The sequence below is a fragment of the Streptomyces sp. NBC_00038 genome, from assembly GCF_026343635.1.
In the GTDB taxonomy this organism is placed as follows: Bacteria; Actinomycetota; Actinomycetes; order Streptomycetales; family Streptomycetaceae; genus Streptomyces.
In genome coordinates, this window is record NZ_JAPELQ010000001.1 from 3,005,929 (window position 1) to 3,022,179 (window position 16,251).

Sequence of the window (16,251 nt, forward strand, 5' to 3'; positions counted from 1 at the left end):
CGAACCGCTTGTGCGATGCCCCCGTCCGGAACTTCCGGGCGGGGGCATCGCATTTCTAGCGCGGCTTCAGCGTCTTGTCCGACCAGCCCCACAGCGTCTCCACCCACACGTTCGGAATGGACAGCTTGGCGGCGGGCGTCAGCCGCTCTGTCCGGTACGCCCTGAGGACGTCGTACGTCGCGTCGAGGCAGTCCCACGAGGTGAGCCTGCCGGTCTTCGGGTCCCTGCCGACGAGGAAGCCGCGGGCCTCGACCTTGCGGATCATCGCCCGGGCGGCCGGCACATCGCTCTTCGCGGAACCGGTGCAGCGGAAGCGGCTGTACGGGTGTTCCGACCTGCCGGGGTAGTACGCGTCCCGGGACATGTCGCTGAGCATGCGGGCGTACGTGCCCTCCGCGTGCCAGGCGCCGATGTCGCCGCCGGGCGGGGTGTGGAGCTTGCCAGACGGGTTCTCCACCGCGCCGTAGACCCAGCGGTTCGTGCCCGTGACCCGGAAGCCCCAGCCGACGTGCCCGAACTTCTGCGCGCCGTCCGGCTTGACGAAGACGCAGGCGCCGCCGGAGCCGGTGGGCTGCCGCTGCCCAGCCAACCCGACGACGGTCCCGGTACCTCCGCTCGGCTCCGCCGCCGCCCCCGTGGCCATCTGCTGGCATCCCGTCAAGCTCACAACCAGCCCTGCCACCACTGCCGCCATCGCCCGGCGAAGCCCGCGCTCGTTCATGTCGTCCCCCTGCTGTGCCCAGCGGCGCCCCTGTCGGCGACCCCTGTGCCGACCCCCACGCCGTGCGGGCCCCGCGAGTTCACGGGGTGACACGGACGTGACACCTCCGCACCGCACCCGGTACGGGTCTTTACAAATGGCGCAGCTCTGCGAGCGTGTAAGTCTCGTCTCACCTGCGCGAAAGCGCCCCTGTGCGCCTCTCCTCGGCGGGGGCGCGGCCTTATTGTCTAAACGTCAAACGCCCTTGGGGCCGGCACGCCCCCTGCGCAAGGAGCCCTCATGACCGCGCCCGTCGTCCACTCGCTGCGCGAACAGATCCGCGAGCACATCGTGGAGGGGATCGTCAGCGGGCGCTGGAAGCCGGGCGAGCGGATCGTGGAGCGGCGGATCGCGACCGAGCTGGAGGTCAGCCAGACGCCGGTGCGGGAGGCGCTGCGCGAGCTGGAGTCGCTGCGGCTGATCGAGTCGGCGCCCAACAAGGGCGTCCGCGTACGGAATCTGACCGCGGCCGACCTGGAGGAGAGTTATCCCGTACGGGCCGGTCTGGAGGCCATCGCGGCGGAGCTGGCGGCCGAGCGGCTCGCCCTGGACTGTTCGGCCCTGGAGCCGCACGTCACGGCGCTCTACGAGGCCGACCGGCTGTCCGACGGGACCGGCCAGGTCCGGCACACCGTCGGCTTCCACCGGGAGCTGGTCCGGGCGGCCGGGAACTCGGTCCTGCTGCACACCTGGGAGGGCCTGGGCATCGAGGTGTTCACGGCCCTGTCCATCCGCTGGCTGGGGACCGTACAGCAGTCGTACGCGGAGGAGCATGAGGCCCTTGTGGACGCATTCCGCCGCCGGGACCCGCTGATCGCGGACCTGGTGAAGGCGCACGTACTGGGTTGCGCGCCGCGCGCCTGAAGTGCGTGACACACACACCTCCACGCACGTGACACAGCGGAGCGCACCCTCGCTCACCTGCGAAAACCCTTTGAATCCAAGGCACCCGGTGCCCGCCTTGAAGGCACCCCGTGCCGACTTTCCCGATCTGGAGAAGTTTTCCCCTGGAACCCTTTGATCGATCATCGATCAGGGAGTTACAGTCACCCCGGGCTCCCACCAGAGCCCACCGCCCTGTCCTGCCAAAGACATCAAGGGCACCCGAAAACCCCTTACCGACGAGGGAACCCCCCTCCGCATCCGGAAGGCGGCGCAATGACCGACCCCACCGCAATCCAGCCGAGCGAGCTCGACCAGCTCCCGGACCGCGACCCCGAGGAGACCGCCGAATGGCAGGCCTCCCTGGACGCCGTCACCCAGGCGGCCGGGCCGCACCGTGCCGCGTACCTGATGCGCCGCACACTGGAGCGCGCCGAGGGCAACGGTCTCGCGCTGCCCAAGCTGCTTGAGACCGACTACGTCAACACCATCCCCACCGCCGCCGAGCCCGTCGCGGACGGCGACCAGGCGATGGAGAACCGGATCACCGCGTGGAACCGCTGGAACGCGGCCGCGATGGTGACACGAGGCAGCAAATACGGCGTCGGCGGCCACATCGCCACCTTCGCCTCCGCGGCCTGGCTCTACGAGACCGGCTTCAACCACTTCTTCAAGGGCAAGGAGGGTGACGGGTCCGGCGACCAGCTCTACATCCAGGGCCACGCCTCCCCCGGCATCTACGCCCGCGCCTTCCTCGACGGCCGGCTGACCGAGCACCACCTCGACCACTTCCGCCGCGAGTCCGGCGGCGACGGCCTGCCCTCGTACCCGCACCCGCGCCGCCTCCCCTGGCTCTGGGAGTTCCCGACGGTGTCGATGGGCCTCGGCCCGCTCTCCGCGATCTACCAGGCGCGCTTCAACCGCTACCTCACCAGCCGCAACATCAAGGACGTGTCCGCGTCCCACGTGTGGGCGTTCCTCGGCGACGGCGAGATGGACGAGCCGGAGTCGACGGCGGCACTCGCGCTGGCCTCCCGCGAGGGCCTGGACAACCTGACCTTCGTCATCAACTGCAACCTGCAGCGCCTCGACGGCCCGGTCCGCGCCAACTTCAAGATCGTGCAGGAGCTGGAGGCGCAGTTCCGCGGCGCCGGCTGGAACGTCATCAAGTCGCTGTGGGGCTCGGCCTGGGACGAGCTGTTCCGGCTCGACACGACGGGGGCGCTCGTACGCCGCCTGCGCGAGGTACCGGACGCCCAGGTGCAGACGTACCAGACCCGCGACGCCGCCTACATCCGCCAGGACTTCTTCGGCAAGGACCCGGCGCTCGTCGCGATGGCGCAGCTGCTGAGCGACGACAAGATCCTCGAGTGTTTCCACCTCTCGCGCGGCGGTCACGAGGCGAGCAAGGTGTACGCGGCCTACAAGGCGGCCGTCGAGCACAAGGGCGCGCCGACGGTGATCCTGGCCCAGACGGTCAAGGGCCACACCCTGGGCGAGGGCTTCGCGTCGAAGAACGCGAACCACCAGATGAAGAAGCTGTCGACGGACGAGTTCAAGCAGATGCGTGACCTGCTCGAACTGCCCATCTCCGACAGCCAGTTCGTCGACGGTGTGGTGCCTTACGGCCACCCCGGCGCCGACTCCCCCGAGGTCCGCTACCTCCAGGAGCGCCGCGCGGCCCTCGGCGGCCCGGCCCCGGCCCGCCGTACGCACGCGCTCGCGCCGCTGCCCGCCCCCGCCGACAAGACGTTCACGTCCTTCGACAAGGGCTCCGGCTCGCAGAACGTGGCGACGACCATGGCGTTCGTACGCCTGGTCAAGGACCTCGTACGCGACAAGCAGACCGGTAAGCGCTGGGTGCCGATCGTCCCCGACGAGGCGCGCACCTTCGGTATGGAGTCGCTCTTCCCGTCCCTCGGGATCTACTCGCCGAAGGGCCAGACGTACGAGCCGGTCGACCGCGACCAGCTGATGTACTACAAGGAGGCCAAGGACGGCCAGATCCTCAACGAGGGGATCACCGAGGCCGGTTCCATGGCGGACTTCATCGCCGCGTCCACCGCGTACAGCACGCACGGCGAAGCGATGATCCCGTTCTACATCTTCTACTCGATGTTCGGCTGGCAGCGCACGGCCGACCAGATGTGGCAGCTCGGCGACCAGCTCGGCCGCGGCTTCCTGGTCGGCGCCACGGCAGGACGCACGACGCTGACGGGCGAGGGCCTGCAGCACGCCGACGGCCACTCCCCCGTCATCGCGGCGACCAACCCGGCGGCCATGTCGTACGACCCGGCGTTCGCGTACGAGGTCGCGACGATCGTCAAGGACGGTCTGCGCCGGATGTACGGCGAGGCGGCGCCCGGCGAGGACCCGAACGTCTTCTACTACCTGACGGTCTACAACGAGCCGATCCCGCAGCCCGCCAAGCCGGCCGGACTCGGTATCGACGAGGGCATCGTCAAGGGCCTGTACCGCTTCAACACGGCCGAGTCGGCGGGGCTTTCCCCGGCCGCCAACGCCGCGCGCATCCAGCTCATCGGCTCCGGTACGGCGATCCACTGGACCCTCGCCGCTCAGAAGCTGCTGGCGGAGGAGTGGGGCGTGGCCGCCGACGTGTGGTCCGCGACCTCCTGGACCGAGCTGCGGCGCGACGCCCTCGACGCCGACGCGGCGCTGCTGCGCGGTGAGGAGCGGGTGCCGTACGTCCGCCAGGCGCTGCACGGCGCCGAGGGCCCGGTCCTCGCGGTCTCCGACTACATGCGCCAGGTCCCGGACCAGATCGCGCAGTGGGTCGAGCAGGACTACTCCTCGCTCGGTGCCGACGGCTTCGGTCTGTCCGACACCCGTGACGCCGCCCGCCGCCACTTCGGCGTCGACGCGGAGTCGATCGTCGTCGCGGCGCTCGCGCAGCTCGCGCGCCGTGGTGAGGTCAAGGCCACGGCGGTGAAGGAAGCGCGGGAGCGGTACGGACTGTAGGTTCCGGAGTTCTCAGGCGAAGGGGTACGGCGGTTGCCGTGCCCCTTCGCTGTCGGTGGGGCGCGTGCCCTTCGGTGTCAGTGGGGCGCGGCATCATGAACGTATGCGTGCTGCCCGCCTGATCAAGATGGTGCTGCTGCTCCAGTCGCGGCCGTCGATGACCGCCGCTGAGCTGGCTCGGGAGCTGGAGGTGTCCGAGCGGACGATCACCCGGGACGCGCAGGCGCTGTCGGAGGCGGGGGTCCCGGTGTACGCGGACCGGGGGCGGACCGGCGGGTACCGGCTGGTCGGGGGCTACCGGACCCGGCTGACCGGGCTTGCGCGCGGGGAGGCGGAGGCGCTGTTCCTGAGCGGGGTGCCGGGGGCGCTGCGCGAGATGGGGCTCGAGGACGCGGCCTCGGCGGCCCGGCTGAAGGTGTCCGCGGCGCTGCTTCCGTCCCTGCGGGACGCCTCTCGGACGGTGGCGCAGCGGTTCCATCTGGACGCGCCAGCCTGGTTCAGCGAGCCCAAGGCGCCCGAGCTGCTGCCCACGGTCGCGGACGCGGTCTGGGACGACCGGCGGATCACCGCGCGCTACCGGCGCGGGAAGGCCGAGGTGGAGCGGGACCTCGAGCCGTACGGGCTCGTGCTGAAGGCGGGCGTCTGGTACCTGTGCGCGCGGGTGCCGGACGCGGGCTCCTTCCGGGTGTACCGGATCGACCGGTTCACGGCGGTGGACGGCGCCGCGGACCGCTTCAGCCGGGAGGAGGGGTTCGACCTGCCGGGATTCTGGGCCGAGCGGGCCGAGGAGTTCGCCCGGTCCATCCTGCGGGCCGAGGTCGTCGTACGGCTGTCTGCCGAGGGCGTGCGAAGACTTCCGTACGTCGTCGATCCCGCGTCCGCACGGGAGGCGCTGGCCGCCTGCGGCTCGCCGGACAGCGGGGGCCGGGTGACCGTCGCCCTCGCCGTCGAGTCCGAGGAGGTCGCCCATTCGCAGCTGACGGGGCTCGGGGCGGAGGTGGAGGTACTGTCCCCGGCGGCGCTCCGTGACCGCTTCGCGGGGGACGCGGCTCGGCTGGCCTCCCTTTACCGGTGACCGCGCCTTTCTGGCACCGATCCCCGCCGCCTTGTACCGGTGACCGCGCCTTTCCGGCGCCGATCCCCGCCGCTCCGCGGCGGCTCTCCCACCCACCCACCCGACTCGCCCCGCTCCCCAGCACCCTTCTCCGCCGCTCCGCGACGGGTCTCCCACCCACCCGCCCGTCTCGGCCAGATGACACGGCCCCCTCGGAAATCCGCCCGAACCGGCGGTTTTACCTTCGGCATGTGCACGCATAACAATCTGCGGCACTCCACGTGCGTCCCTCCCGTCCAGGCCCGATGCTTGACCCGTGATGGACGAGACGGAGTTCTGGGAGCTGGTGGACGCGACCCGTGAGGGCGCCGAGGGTGACCCCGAGGAGCAGGCCGACCTGCTCGTCGAGCGGCTCCTCCAGACGGACCCGGACTCGGTCCTGGACTTCGCCCGGCACTTCGAGTCCCGCTACAACCGTGCCTACCGCTGGGATCTGTGGGGCGCGGCCTGGGTACTGCTCGACGGCGCCAGCGACGACGCCTTCGACTTCTTCCGGTGCTGGCTGATCGGCCAGGGCCGGGAGGTCTTCGAGGGCGCGGTGCACGACCCCGACTCGCTCGCCGACCTCGTGGACGACTTCGACGAGGAGATCGACGGCGACGGCGAGGAACTGGGCTACTCGGCGGACGAGGCGTACGAACAGCTCACCGGAGTCGTCGCCCCCGACCTGGGCATTCCGCCCGCGCCGCCCGAGCCGGAGGGTACACCGGTCGACTTCGAGAACGAGTCGGCGCTCGCGGAGACCTACCCCAAGCTGTGGGAGCGGTTCAGGGGCTGAACCAGCGGATCAGGCGCTCAGGAACCTCAGGTCGCCAGAGTCTTCCGGCGACCGGTGTCCGAGGGGATGTACGCCTGCGTCTGGTCGAGCTTCACCGCGTGGTACATCGGTGCCGCGTTGGCCTGGTCCAGGGCCGACGCCGTGACCGCGGCCGGCCCCAGGACGACCGTCACCATCGCGCAGACCACCGTCCACGGACCGCGCGCCGCCCTGGCCCAGCCGGCACCCTTCTCTGGGGTTTGCCTACGACTGCCGCTCATGATCCCCACCTCCAGTCAGTGCGTACGACGACGGTAGGACGCCCGGCTCTGGGAATTCTGTGAGCCACCTGCGGCGTGGCTGTGGTTGTCGCGGTGGTTTCGGCTGTGCACGCTCGCCGGAGTTTTCGGCGACGATCGGTATCAGCGACCAGGGTTTCCGTACCAGCGACCAGAGTTGAGGAGCCGCCCACCCCATGACCCCTTCCTTCCGTGCAGCCGCCGAAGCCATCGCCCCCGAACTGACGCTGCTGCGGCACGCGTTGCACCGCGAGCCGGAGACGGGTCTCCAACTCCCGCTCACCCAGGCGAAGGTGCTCGGCGCGCTCGCCGGGCTGCCGCTGGAGATCAGCCGCGGCAAGGCGCTCGGTTCGGTGGTCGCCGTGCTGCGCGGCGGGCGCCCGGGCCCCGCGGTGCTGCTGCGCGGCGACATGGACGCGCTGCCGCTCCAGGAGCTGGCCGAAGTCCCCTACCGGTCGCGGTTCGACGGGGTGATGCACGCGTGCGGGCACGACCAGCATGTGGCGATCCTGGTGGGCGCGGCGCGGCTGCTGTGCGCCAGGAGGCAGGAGCTGCCGGGCACGGTCGTCTTCATGTTCCAGCCGGGTGAGGAGGGGTACGACGGGGCCGGGCTGATGATCGGGGAAGGGCTGTTGGAGGCCGCGGGTTCGCCGCTCGTCGGTGCGTACTCGGTGCATGTGATGTCCAACGGGGCTCAGTGCGGCACCTTCCACGGCCGCGTGGGGACGCAGACGGCGGGCAACGCCGAACTGAAGGTCACCGTGCGCGGCAAGGGCGGCCATGGATCCACCCCTCACTCCGCGGCCGATCCGGTCCCCGTCGCCGCCGAGATGGTCCTCGCCCTCCAGAACCTCGTCACCCGTACGACCTCGGTCTTCGACCCGGTGGTACTCACCGTCGGTGTCTTCGCGGCGGGTACCAAGCTCAACATCATCCCGGGGACCGCCGAGTTCGAGGCGACGGTTCGCTCGACCTCACCGGAGGCGATGGCGGACTTCCTGCCGCGTGCGGTGCGGCTCGTGCGGGGGATCGCGGACGGCTGGGGTGTGGCGGCCGATGTGTCCGCGGAGGAGATCTACCCCGCGATGATCGCGGCGCGGGAGGCGGTGGACCTCGGCCGTGAGGTCGTGACCGACCTGTACGGCGAGGCCGGTTGGTACACCGCCGAGCACCCCATCATGGCGTCGGAGGACTTCTCCCGCGTCACCGCGGTCACCCCGGGAGTCCAACTGGGCCTGTCCGCCTGCCCGCCCGGCACCGACCCGGCGACGGCTCCGTTCAACCACTCCGCGTACGCGGTGTTCGACGACGCGGCGATACCGGCGGGGGCGGCGGTGCTGGCGGAGATGGCGTGGCGGCGGGTGCGGGCGTAGTTTTTTCGCCCCCGCCGCCCCTACCCGTCCCTTGTTCCTGGGGGCTGCCGCCCCCAGACCCCCGCTATCGGCCTGAACGGCCTCGTCCTCAAACGCCGGACGGGCTGAAACGGGGCGGAGCCCCGAAGGATGGGACGGGTAGGGGCGGAGGGGGCGAAAACCCTCGTCACCGCAGCGCCGCCCGCAACGCCCCCTCGATCGTCGGGAACGCGAAGGTGAAGCCCGATTCGAGAAGGCGCGTGGGAAGGACCCGCTGGCTGCCGAGGATGTCGTCGGACATGCCGCCGAGGGCGAGGCGGAGAAGCGGGGCCGGCGTCGCGAGGACGGTGGGTCGGTGCAGGACGCGCCCCATCGCCTCGGTGATCTCACGGTTGGTGAGGGGCTCGGGGGCCGTCAGGTTGAATGGACCCGACAGCGACTCGGTGTCGATCAGGTGCCGGATCGCGGCCACCTCGTCGTGCAGCGAGACAAAGCTCCAGTACTGGCCACCGGACCCCATCCGCCCCCCGAGCCCCGCCTTGAAGAGCGGGAAGAGCTTCCCCCAGGCCCCGCCCTTGCGGGCCACCACCAGCCCCGTACGGACGAGGACCGTGCGGACCCCCGCCTCCTGGACGGCAGCCGTCGCCCCCTCCCACTCCACGCAGAGGGAGGAGAGGAACCCGTCCCCGGCGGGCGCCGACTCGTCCACGGCCCGCCCGCCGGTGTCCCCGTAGAACCCGATCGCACTGCCGTTGACGAACACCCGCGGCGGCGAGTCGAGCGAGGCGACCGCGTCGGCCAGCGTCTTCGTGCCGAGCACCCGGCTGCAACGGATCTTCGCCTTGTACGCCTTGGTCCAGTACCGCGAAGCGACCCCTGCCCCCGCGAGATTGACCACCGCCGCACACCCTTCGAGTCGCGCCGCGTCGAGCCGGTGGCCCTCCGGATCCCACTGGATCTCGTCCTTCCCAGCGGGCGCGCGGCGGACGAGGCGGATCACCTCGTATCCGTCCGAGGTGAGGGAACGCGCCAGCGCCGACCCGATCAGGCCGGACGCACCGGCGATCGCGACGCGGGAACCGGGGGCAAGGGGTGAGTCGCTCATGGGTCCATACTGCCGCGCCCGGTCAGGAAATCACGGGGCCGGACAGGGCCGCCGTACAGTGATCCTCATGCCGGTTCCGCATATACGTTTCGCCGCCTTCGACGACGAGGACACGCTCGGCCGACTCGACCGCGTCACCTGGTCCACGCTGCACGCCGTCACGCCGCGCCCCAGTCCGCCGTACGAACCCTTCTACAACGAGCGGTTCGGGCCGCGTGATCACCTCGTCGCCGAGCTCGGCGACGAGGTCGTCGGCTACATCCGGCTGGGGTTCCCGACCCCCCTCCCCTGCAACTCCCATGTGCGGCAGGTCCAGGGCCTGGTCGTCGCCGACGAGGCGCGCGGTGCCGGGGTCGGGCGGGCGCTGCTGCGGGCCGCTCAGGAGGAGGCGCGGCGACAGGGGGCCCGGCGCATCACGCTGCGCGTGCTGGGGCACAACACCCCGGCCAGGAAGCTCTACGAGTCCGAGGGGTTCGTGGTGGAGGGGATCCTGCCGGAGGAGTTCCTGCTCGAAGGCTCGTACGTGGATGACGTACTGATGGGGCGTCACCTCTGAACCTGAGGTGCGCCCTCCTGAGCCCGAGGTGCCCTCCTGAGCCTGAGGTGCCCGTCTGACCCTGAGGTGCCCACCCTGATCAGCCCTTCTCTCCCCCCGCCGGACTGCCCGCGAGCAACGGACCCATTCCGCCCATGAGTTGACGCAGACACCGCACCGCCAGTTCGGCCGGGGAGCCCGGCCCCCGCACGTCCGCGTCCGTCTCCGCCCAGGCCTCCAGGGCGACCCTGATCGCGTCCGTGGCCGCCGCGGCGGCGAGGCGGGCCTCCAGGGGGTCCGCCTCGGCACCGGAGAGACGGGCCACCACCGGGATCAGCTTCTCCTCGGAGTCCTGGTTGACGCGGTACCAGACGGCGCGCAGGGCCGGGTCGTCCACGGCCGCCCGGAGCAGCGCGCGGGTCAGGTTCAGGCCCTCGGCCGCGTGTTCGTCGGGGCTGGACAGCGCCTCCTCGATCGCCTTCTCCAGTGCTTCGGGAAGCGCTGTTCCCGGTTCCGTCGCCGCGAGCAGGTCGCGCCAGTGGTCTCCGCCGGCGGAGAGCAGCGGGCCGACGGCGTCCTGCTTGTTGCGGAAGTACCGGTAGAAGGTGCGCAGCGCGACTCCGGCGCGGCGGGCGATGTCCTCCGCCGTGGTGCCGCCGGGGCCGTACTCCATGAAGAGTTCCGCCGCCGCGCGTGCGATGTCGAGCTGGGTCGCCGCCTTGCGTCGCTCGGTCAGGGAGCGGGCGGGCGGTGCGGGGGACGGCTGGCTGCTCACCGGAGAAAGAGTACGCCCGGAAACGGTGCGGGGGCGCTTTACGCCGACATGGCAAAACGTGCCACGCAGGCGGGCCGTCGGCCCCCGCTTCCGAGCGTCAGGAGGCGATGAGGTCGCCCGTGTCCACCGCCGCCGTGGCGTTCGCCGCCTGCCGGGCGTCGCCCGCGACCTCGTCCGCCGTCAGGACGTAACCCGTCTCGTCGTCGGAGGTCGAGCGGGCGAAGACGACGCCGTACACCTTGCCGTCGGTGGTGAGGAGCGGGCCGCCGGAGTTGCCGGGGCGGACGGTGGAGCGGATCGAGTAGATCTCGCGGGTGACGGTGCCCGTGCTGTAGATGTTCTGGCCCGTCGCGTCGATCCGGCTCGCGACCGTGGCGGCCTGGAGGTCGAGCCCGCCGTCCTGCGGGTAGCCCGCCACGACCGCCGAGTCGCCGCGCGTGGCCGTGTCGTCGAAGGGGAGCACGGGCGCCTCGAGGCCCGGGACGTACAGGACCGCGACGTCCTTCTGCGGGTCGAAGAGCACCACCGTCGCCTCGTACGCGCGGCCCACGCCGCCCACCCGGACGGTCGGCTCGTCGATGCCCGCCACCACATGGGCGTTGGTCATCACGTGCTCCGAGGTGTAGACGAAGCCGCTGCCCTCGCGGCCCTGGTTGCCCGAGACGCCCTCGACCTTCACGGTGCTCAGCTTGGCGGCGTTCGTCGCGGTCGCCGTGACGCTGTCCCCGGAGGGCTTCGCGACACCGGCCGCCGGCTCGTTCTCGAAGGGGTTGAAGACCTGCGGGAAGCCCGCCTCGGTGAGCGCCGAGGTCGCGCGCGAGAACCAGGTCGGTGTGGTCTCCGGCATCGCGTCCTGCACGGCGCCAAGGAGCGCGGAGTTGCGGATCGACTGGGTGACGACGGCGGACGAGGAGGCGCCCAGGACGCTCGCGGCCACCCAGGCCACCAGGAGCACGGCGACCGTGTTCGCCGCGGCCCCGCCGATTCCGTCGGCCACCCGCAGAGGCCCGGTGTCCAGCTCGCGGCGCAGCTTCAGCGCGAGCCGTCCCATCAGTTCGTGGCCCAGCACGGCGGGCACGAGCACCGTCAGCACGGCCGTCACCGTGGCCCCGGGTGTCCCCGGCTCCACCAGGTCCATCATCCAGGGCAGCACCCATACGCCGATGACGGCGCCGCCCACGAAACCGGCCAGCGAGACACAGCCGGCGACCAGGCCGCGACGGTAGCCGGACGCCGCGTAGGCCAGGATCACCAGCAACAGCAGGAGGTCGAGCAGGTCCACGGGGCCGCCTTTCTCTCGGGCCCCCTAGTACGCGTGACGCGGGCCCAGTGATCAGGCACGCGCGGGTGCCTGGACCTCTAAAAACGTCCCGGACCGGGCCGATGGTTCCGCGAAGGTTCCACCGGGTGGCACAACACACATCGCGGGGGGCGCGGTTCCGGGTCAGGGTGAGTGCATGCGTGTCTTCCGGAAGACGCGGGGGGCACGAATACGGGGTGGGGGGCGGGCGAGGCGTGCGGTGCGCCGGCTGCCCCTCTCGTCCCTGTCCCTGTCGCGGGGGGATCGGCCGCGGAGTGCGCGGTCCCGCGGCGCGTGGTCGCCGCGTGCCCGGTCACGGAGGGTGCGGCTGCCGCGGGCGGTTCTCGTCGGGCTCGCGTGTGTGCCCGGCCTTGTCGCCGTCCTGCTGCTTGTCGTGTGCGCCGTGCGGGTGGGCCGTACGGGGGACCGTCCGGCGCGGCCGCCGGTCGCCGCCCGGCCCGCCGTGGTCCATCCCGCGGCCAAGCCGCCCATCGTGCCGCGGTCGCGGTGGCTGGACGCCGAGAGCACACACGACCAGCCGCCCGCCCGCTACGACGACCGGGTCGTCGCCGTCTTCGTGCACCACACCGACTCACCGAACGGGTACGACTGCGCCGACGCGCCCCGCATCATCCGTTACCTGTACGCCGGGCAGACCGGCGCCCGGCAGTGGGACGACATCGGGTACAACTTCCTCGTCGATCGCTGCGGCACGATCTACGAGGGCCGCGCGGGGGGCGTCGACCGGCCCGTCACCGGGGCGCACGCGCAGGGCTTCAACCATCGGACGGCCGGGGTCGCGGCGATCGGTACGTTCACGGCGGGGACGCCGGTGCCGCGGGCGATGACCGACGCGATCGCCGCGCTCACCGCGTGGAAGCTCGGTCTCTCGGACGTCGATCCGCGTGCCACCGTCCGGCTGGTGTCCAGCAACAACCTCGCCCGGTTCGCCGCCGGGACGTCCGCCGTGCTGCCCACTCTGGCCGGCCACAACGACGGCTTCATGACCAGTTGCCCGGGCGCCGCGCTGACGGCCCGCCTGCCGGCGATCCGGGAGCAGGCGGCGCGCCTTCAGGGGCGGTGAGCGGGGGCCTGCGGGATTCTTTCGCCCCCTCCGCCCCTACCCGTCCCGTACCTGAGGTCTGCGCCCCCAGACCCCCGCTGTCGGCCTGAACGGCCTCGTCCTCAAACGCCGGACGGGCTGAAACCGGGCGTAGCCCGGAAGTGCGGGACGGGTAGGGGCGGAGGGGGCGAAAACCCACCCCGGGCCCACCCCCACGCACCCCCATGCGACCGTGCACGGCCCCCGCGCGACTTGCCCCCGGCGGACACGCCCCTACCCTCGATCCGAACTCGGGTATCCCTGGAGCCCGTTGGGGGCATGACGTCCCCACCCGGCAAGGCCGCCGCGCAACCTCGAGGAGGAGCACGTGCTAGAGCCCGCTCGCCTGGCGCAAGACGTGGACGTCGTCATCGTGGGGGCCGGGGTCGCCGGCCTCGCAGCCGCCCAGCATCTGACCAGGGCAGGCCTCACTGCCACGGTCCTGGAGGCCGCCCAGAACGTGGGCGGCCGCATGTCCACGGAAAAAGTCGACGGCTTCCGGCTCGACCGCGCGGGCCGGCTCCTCTCCACGGCGTACCCCGAACTACGCCGCACCCCGGGCCTGAACACCCTGACCCTGCGCCCGTTCTCGCCGGGCGTCCTGCTGCACAGCGACGGCCGGCATCACCGCGCGGCCGCCCCCAGCGCTCCCCGGAGCGCAAGGGGCGCACTCACCGCCGCGCGCGCCCTGGCGAGCGCCCCCCGCCTCCCCCGGCCACGCCCCCCGGGCGGAGCCCCCCGCCCCGGCCCCCTCGGCGGCCCCCTCGACCAGACCCGTCTCTCCACCGCGCTGGCCCGTCTCGCTGCCATCCCACCGGCCCGCCTCCTCGCCCGCCCCGATCTCCCCGCGGCACAGGCGCTGGCCGCCCGGGGCCTCCCGCCCCGCACGGTCGACGGCTTCCTGCGCCCCCTCCTCGCCGCGCTGCTCTGCGACCCGGCACTCCAGACCTCCAGCCGCTGCGCGGACCTGGCGCTGCATTCCTTCGCGACGGGCCGCCTGTGTCTGCCGGAGGGCGGCGCGGACACGCTTCCGGAACTTCTCGCGGCCTCGCTCCCGCCGGGCACGGTCCACACGGGCGTCCAGGTCGGCACGGTCTCCACGACCAGCGTGACCACGCGGGACCACGGTGAAATCACCTGCCGGGCCGTCCTGTTGGCGACCGGCGCGCGGGCGGCCGCCGAGTTGCTGCCCGGGCTCCACATGCCCGCCTTCCATCCGGTGACGGTCCTGCACCACACCACGGACGAGCCCCCGCTCTCGGAGGGCGCCCTGCTGCTGGACGCGGACAGGAGCGGCCCGGTGGCCCACACGGCGGTCATCAGCCAGGTGGACGCGACCCGCGCGCCGGCCGGACGGGCCCTCATCTCCTCGACCGTGCTCGGCACTCCACCCGCCGCCGCCCACCTGGACGCGGCGGTCCGCGCCCAACTGGCCCGCCTCTACGGGACGTCGACAGCGCGCTGGGAGCTCCTCGCGGTCCACCACGACCCCGAGGCGGTCCCCGCGATGCCCCCGCCGCACGACCTGCGCCGCCCGGTACGGCTCCTGGCGGGGCTGTACGTCTGCGGCGACCACCGCGACACGAGCACCGTCCAGGGCGCGTTGCACTCGGCCCGCCGGGCGGCCCACGCCGTGCTCATGGACCTGGGCTCCTCCCGCCCGGCGTTACTGGAGGAGCCCCTGGAGTCGGCGGCCTGAGCCTCAGCCCAGCGCCGCCACCCGCTCGCGGTACCCGCGTACGGGCGCCGCGTCCCGGTACGGCTCGAGCCGCCGCTCGAAGTCCCGTACGTACTCGACGGCCCGGACCGACCGCATCTCCACCGCCTGCACGGCGGCCTCGGCGCCCAACTGGCAGGCCTGGTCGAGCTCCCCGAGCCCGAGCCGCGCCGAGGCGAGCACCACACGGCAGAACAGCCGGCTGCGCGCATAGCCGGGCGCCCGCAACTGCAGCGAGCGCTCGGCGTGCTGCGCGGCGGCCCGGTACTGCTGGAGATCCCGATGGCAGTGCCCGAACTCGTCGGCGAGCTGAGCCTCGTCGAAGTGCCGTGCCCAGTAAGGGACTTCGTCGCCGGAGCGAGCCGCCTCCAGGGCCCGTTCGGCGCGCACCAGGGACGCCGTGCAGGCCCGCACCTCCCCCAGCACCCCGTGCCCGCGCGCCTCGACGGCGTGCAGCATCGCCTGCATGACGGGCGGCGCCGCCGATCCGACGCCCTGCTGGGCGACCCGCGCGAGTTGCACGGCTTCCCGCCCGTGCCCCAGATACACGGCCTGCCTGCTCATCGTCACCAGGACATATGAGCCGTACGCCCGGTCCCCTGCCGCCTGTGAGAGCCGCAGCGCCTGGACGAAGTACCGCTGGGCGAGCCCGTGCGCGGCGATGTCGTACGAGGTCCAGCCGGCGAGCCTGGTGAGGTCGGCGGTGGCGGCGAACAGGCGCCGCCCGGTCTGCTCGCCGTACGCGCCGCGCAGCATCGGCTCGGCCTCGTGCTCCAGGTAGCGGACCAGGGCCTGGCGGGCGTGGCCGCCGCCGTAGGCGTGGTCGAGGGTGCGGAAGAGTTCGCCCACCGAGCGCAGCGCGGCGATGTCGCCGCCGCTGACCTTCTGCCCGGGGCCGCGCTCGGTCTGGTTGCGCTGCCGGGGCACGGCGGGGCGGCCCTGCACGGGGACGCGTCCGGGCCCGGGGTCGCCGCGGCTCACCCGGTCGTCGGCCTTCCCGATGAGCCAGTCCCGGCTGGGGACGACGAGTCCCGCCGGGGTGAAGGCGATCTTGCGCAGTTCGGCGTGGCTGCCGGAGTCCTTGCGCCAGAGGCCGCTGACGATGTCGACGGCCTCTTCGGGGGTCGCGGCGAACTCCAGCCCCGCGTACACCGGGGCGCATGCGTCGAGTCCGAGGTCCTGTGCGCTGAGCCGGCGTCCGAGGCGGCGGGTGAACACCTCGGCGATGAGTGCGGGCGTGGTCCCTCTCGGCTGCTGGCCGCGCAGCCACCGGGTGACCGAGGTCTTGTCGTATCTCAGGTCCAGGCCGTGTTCGAGGCCGAGCTGGTCCACGCGACGGGCGAGACCTGCGTTGGAGAACCCCGCTTCTGCGATGAGCGCGGCGAGCTGGCGGTTGGGGGTGCGCTGCGCGGGTCGTTCCGTCATCTGCGGTGCGGTCTCCTGCCTTTCGGGCCTCTGCGCGGCCTTGGGGCCGCCGAGGTGGCCCGGATTGCCTGTGAGCAGCCCTTTTGGCCTGTTGAACGGCGCGAATGTAGCGGAGCGTGAGCGCGTGGTCGCACAATTCGACGGGCATT

The 16,251-nt window shown here is 72.2% G+C and carries 14 protein-coding genes; 8 read left to right on the forward strand and 6 right to left on the reverse strand.

Features of this window, described 5'->3' with window-relative positions; all coding sequences use genetic code 11:
• Positions 1 to 55 precede the first annotated feature (55 nt).
• Positions 56 to 721, reverse strand: a complete 666-nt coding sequence (locus OG219_RS13790) for a hypothetical protein (RefSeq protein ID WP_266826327.1) — start codon at positions 719 to 721, stop codon at positions 56 to 58.
• Positions 722 to 1,000: 279 nt separating this feature from the next.
• Between OG219_RS13790 and OG219_RS13795 the strand changes: the two genes are divergently transcribed.
• The 4 genes from OG219_RS13795 (at position 1,001) to OG219_RS13810 (ending at position 6,513) form a co-directional block, all read left to right on the forward strand.
• Positions 1,001 to 1,624, forward strand: coding sequence for a GntR family transcriptional regulator (locus OG219_RS13795; protein WP_266826329.1), 624 nt, complete (start codon positions 1,001 to 1,003; stop codon positions 1,622 to 1,624).
• Between the two features lie 294 nt (positions 1,625 to 1,918).
• On the forward strand, positions 1,919 to 4,621 hold the full coding sequence (aceE, locus tag OG219_RS13800) for a pyruvate dehydrogenase (acetyl-transferring), homodimeric type (RefSeq protein ID WP_266826331.1): 2,703 nt from the start codon (positions 1,919 to 1,921) through the stop codon (positions 4,619 to 4,621).
• A gap of 103 nt (positions 4,622 to 4,724) precedes the next feature.
• A complete protein-coding gene (locus tag OG219_RS13805) occupies positions 4,725 to 5,696 on the forward strand; it encodes a YafY family protein (RefSeq protein ID WP_266826333.1) in 972 nt (323 codons plus the stop codon).
• Between the two features lie 298 nt (positions 5,697 to 5,994).
• Positions 5,995 to 6,513 (forward strand): DUF4240 domain-containing protein, encoded by a 519-nt coding sequence (locus tag OG219_RS13810; RefSeq protein ID WP_266836087.1) that lies wholly within the window; start codon positions 5,995 to 5,997, stop codon positions 6,511 to 6,513.
• Between the two features lie 26 nt (positions 6,514 to 6,539).
• Here OG219_RS13810 and OG219_RS13815 read toward each other — a convergent pair whose 3' ends face one another.
• Entirely contained in the window at positions 6,540 to 6,773 is a 234-nt protein-coding gene (locus OG219_RS13815; protein ID WP_266464949.1) for a hypothetical protein, read from the reverse strand.
• A gap of 194 nt (positions 6,774 to 6,967) precedes the next feature.
• Here OG219_RS13815 and OG219_RS13820 point away from each other — a divergent pair, with 194 nt between their 5' ends.
• Positions 6,968 to 8,164, forward strand: a complete 1,197-nt coding sequence (locus OG219_RS13820; protein ID WP_266826335.1) for a M20 family metallopeptidase — start codon at positions 6,968 to 6,970, stop codon at positions 8,162 to 8,164.
• 166 nt (positions 8,165 to 8,330) lie between these two features.
• Here the strand turns inward: OG219_RS13820 and OG219_RS13825 are convergent, their stop codons facing one another.
• Complete coding sequence (locus OG219_RS13825) at positions 8,331 to 9,248, reverse strand: TIGR01777 family oxidoreductase (protein ID WP_266826337.1); 918 nt, start codon at positions 9,246 to 9,248, stop codon at positions 8,331 to 8,333.
• Positions 9,249 to 9,315: 67 nt separating this feature from the next.
• Between OG219_RS13825 and OG219_RS13830 the strand changes: the two genes are divergently transcribed.
• Positions 9,316 to 9,804, forward strand: coding sequence for a GNAT family N-acetyltransferase (locus tag OG219_RS13830; protein ID WP_266826339.1), 489 nt, complete (start codon positions 9,316 to 9,318; stop codon positions 9,802 to 9,804).
• Positions 9,805 to 9,883: 79 nt separating this feature from the next.
• Here the strand turns inward: OG219_RS13830 and OG219_RS13835 are convergent, their stop codons facing one another.
• Positions 9,884 to 10,558 carry a TetR/AcrR family transcriptional regulator gene (locus tag OG219_RS13835; protein WP_266826341.1) on the reverse strand — a complete coding sequence of 225 codons (675 nt, stop codon included), beginning with the start codon at positions 10,556 to 10,558 and terminating at the stop codon, positions 9,884 to 9,886.
• 97 nt (positions 10,559 to 10,655) lie between these two features.
• Entirely contained in the window at positions 10,656 to 11,840 is a 1,185-nt protein-coding gene (locus tag OG219_RS13840) for a MarP family serine protease (RefSeq protein WP_266826343.1), read from the reverse strand.
• Between the two features lie 340 nt (positions 11,841 to 12,180).
• On the opposite strand from OG219_RS13840, the gene OG219_RS13845 reads away from it, so the two are divergent.
• Both OG219_RS13845 and OG219_RS13850 read left to right on the forward strand, forming a co-directional pair.
• Positions 12,181 to 12,942 carry a peptidoglycan recognition protein gene (locus OG219_RS13845; RefSeq protein ID WP_266826345.1) on the forward strand — a complete coding sequence of 254 codons (762 nt, stop codon included), beginning with the start codon at positions 12,181 to 12,183 and terminating at the stop codon, positions 12,940 to 12,942.
• A 346-nt stretch (positions 12,943 to 13,288) separates the two neighbouring features.
• On the forward strand, positions 13,289 to 14,659 hold the full coding sequence (locus OG219_RS13850; RefSeq protein WP_266826347.1) for an NAD(P)/FAD-dependent oxidoreductase: 1,371 nt from the start codon (positions 13,289 to 13,291) through the stop codon (positions 14,657 to 14,659).
• Positions 14,660 to 14,662: 3 nt separating this feature from the next.
• On the opposite strand, the gene OG219_RS13855 is transcribed toward OG219_RS13850, so the two are convergent.
• Positions 14,663 to 16,102, reverse strand: coding sequence for a regulator (locus OG219_RS13855; RefSeq protein WP_266826348.1), 1,440 nt, complete (start codon positions 16,100 to 16,102; stop codon positions 14,663 to 14,665).
• Between the last annotated feature and the right edge of the window lie 149 nt (positions 16,103 to 16,251).

Bases quoted from the DNA above. Each gene is read 5' to 3' on its own strand.
- OG219_RS13815 (WP_266464949.1), bottom strand. From the start codon at position 6,773: ATGAGCGGCAGTCGTAGGCAAACCCCAGAGAAGGGTGCCGGCTGGGCC.
- OG219_RS13855 (WP_266826348.1), bottom strand. From the start codon at position 16,102: ATGACGGAACGACCCGCGCAGCGCACCCCCAACCGCCAGCTCGCCGCG.
- OG219_RS13830 (WP_266826339.1), top strand. From the start codon at position 9,316: ATGCCGGTTCCGCATATACGTTTCGCCGCCTTCGACGACGAGGACACG.
- OG219_RS13825 (WP_266826337.1), bottom strand. From the start codon at position 9,248: ATGAGCGACTCACCCCTTGCCCCCGGTTCCCGCGTCGCGATCGCCGGT.
- OG219_RS13810 (WP_266836087.1), top strand. From the start codon at position 5,995: ATGGACGAGACGGAGTTCTGGGAGCTGGTGGACGCGACCCGTGAGGGC.
- OG219_RS13790 (WP_266826327.1), bottom strand. From the start codon at position 721: ATGAACGAGCGCGGGCTTCGCCGGGCGATGGCGGCAGTGGTGGCAGGG.
- aceE (WP_266826331.1), top strand. From the start codon at position 1,919: ATGACCGACCCCACCGCAATCCAGCCGAGCGAGCTCGACCAGCTCCCG.
- OG219_RS13805 (WP_266826333.1), top strand. From the start codon at position 4,725: ATGCGTGCTGCCCGCCTGATCAAGATGGTGCTGCTGCTCCAGTCGCGG.
- OG219_RS13820 (WP_266826335.1), top strand. From the start codon at position 6,968: ATGACCCCTTCCTTCCGTGCAGCCGCCGAAGCCATCGCCCCCGAACTG.
- OG219_RS13795 (WP_266826329.1), top strand. From the start codon at position 1,001: ATGACCGCGCCCGTCGTCCACTCGCTGCGCGAACAGATCCGCGAGCAC.